Origin of the sequence: Moorena sp. SIO3I8 (genome assembly GCF_010692325.1) — a bacterium.
Lineage (GTDB): Bacteria > Cyanobacteriota > Cyanobacteriia > Cyanobacteriales > Coleofasciculaceae > Moorena.
The window spans coordinates 1-1,196 of record NZ_JAAHHW010000440.1; the positions used below are offsets into that span (position 1 = coordinate 1).

At 46.2% G+C, this 1,196-nt stretch carries 1 protein-coding gene and 2 pseudogenes; 2 read left to right on the forward strand and 1 reads right to left on the reverse strand.

What is annotated here, in order from left to right; all coding sequences use genetic code 11:
* Nucleotides 1–217 (reverse strand): hypothetical protein (locus F6K51_RS37725; protein ID WP_293031411.1); only part of this gene is annotated, 217 nt, incomplete at its 3' end.
* A 287-nt stretch (nt 218–504) separates the two neighbouring features.
* On the opposite strand from F6K51_RS37725, the pseudogene F6K51_RS37730 reads away from it, so the two are divergent.
* A pseudogene (locus tag F6K51_RS37730) lies at nt 505–829 on the forward strand (transposase); the annotation flags it as partial.
* Between the two features lie 173 nt (nt 830–1,002).
* Nucleotides 1,003–1,196, forward strand: a pseudogene (locus F6K51_RS37735) (IS5/IS1182 family transposase); the annotation flags it as partial.

A 1,196-nucleotide genomic window follows, 5' to 3' on the forward strand; every position in this document is an offset into this window, starting at 1 on the left:
TGCAAAATTTTTCTCTCTCACATATTATTGCAGCTAACTCATACTCTTTATGCAACAAAGCCTTTTTACATTGTAAATTTATGTAAATATCGCGTAAAATCCCTTGAATCAAAGGCTGCAAGCCTGGTTGACTGACAAAAAGTGAAGTAAAAAGTGGTAAACTGCTGATCTCGAAAGGAGTTGCCAGACTTGACAAAGCGTGATTGGGAGCCAGCATTCGTTCGGACAGAAACCACTCTTACCATAGAAATGCTGTGAAAAAAACTCCCGAGTCTATAATGCCTTGAAGAGTTGGATGGGTCAACCCTGTGAGTGGGCGCATCTGACCCACCTGACAACCTGTTTATGGATGGTGTCTGCCCTGATCCAGACAGGGGAGGTAAATTTGACCGAAAAACCTAAGGGCGCAAGCCCCTTGCTTCTAGGGCGTGTCATCAAATAGGAATCAATCTAGTTTAGAATCGATAAATGTAGAGAGTTGAGTCAATCAGGAGCCGTGCTATCATGACGCGCCGCTATGCTTTGCGTCTCGGATCAGTGGGAACGCATCTCTCGACTTACTACCAGGTCGAAAAGAGACGGTAGGAGTAACGGCGTGCATATAATCGATTGTTTCTCGAGGCAGTATTGTACCGCTATCGAGCTGGGATTCCGTGGCGGGATAAACCCGGAAAGATTTGGTGATAAACGAGATAGTTCATACCCGATGAACGCCGATGGGCAAAGCGCGGGGTGTGGCAACAGGTGTTTGAGGCTTTAGCCGACGATCCAGACAACGAATACGCGCTTGATTGACTCGACGATAGTGCGTGCTCACCAGCACAGTGCTTTGAAGTTACCGTAAGATAGTTGAGCCTTTATAGTTAGTAGGTTATGCGTAAAAGGTTCAAGTCTTTTGTAATAAGGCTCAACTATCTAAGGTTTCGTCTCTTGGGGCTAAAAAGGGGATGGATCAACTGAAGCCATCGGTCGAGCGTAAAGGTGGATTGAGTACCAAGATTAATGCTAAGCGTGGATGCTTTGGGTAACTCGATTAGTTTTTGCCTGAGTCCGGGACAAGCCTGTGACTTTGATGGTGCGGATGTGTTACTGCATAACTTGTCTACAGATCCCTTAATTGCAGGCATTGCCTACGATGCCGATCAACGAGTCCTACAGCGCCTTGAAAGACAGGGGAAAATAGCAGTGATTCCCCC